This is a genomic window from Variovorax sp. 10L426 (assembly GCF_056395305.1).
In genome coordinates, this window is sequence record NZ_JBFTJF010000135.1 from 1 (window position 1) to 380 (window position 380).

Annotated in this window: 1 protein-coding gene; it reads left to right on the forward strand. The window is 68.9% G+C overall.

Annotation, left to right across the window (positions count from 1 at the left end; all coding sequences use genetic code 11):
• On the forward strand, positions 1–380 hold a 380-nt coding region (locus AC1DHL_RS30135; RefSeq protein WP_478164387.1), incomplete at both ends, for an alpha-D-ribose 1-methylphosphonate 5-phosphate C-P-lyase PhnJ.

Consider the following 380-nt stretch of genomic DNA (forward strand, 5'->3'; position numbering starts at 1 on the left):
GCGCCGCGCGCTGCTCAAGGCCGTGGCGATTCCGGGCTACCAGGTGCCGTTCGGCAGCCGCGAAATGCCGCTGCCCTATGGCTGGGGCACCGGCGGCATCCAGGTGACGGCCGCCATCATCGGCAAGCAGGACGTGCTGAAGGTGATCGACCAGGGTTCCGACGACACGACGAACGCCATCAACATCCGCCGCTTCTTCGGCCGCGTGACCGGCGTGCAGACGACGGAGCGCACCGCCGAGGCGTCGATCATCCAGACCCGTCACCGCATTCCGGAAACGGCACTGCGCGCAGGCCAGACCATGGTCTACCAGGTGCCCATTCCCGAGCCGCTGCGCTGGCTGGAGCCGAGCGAGACCGAGACGCGCACCATGCACGCGC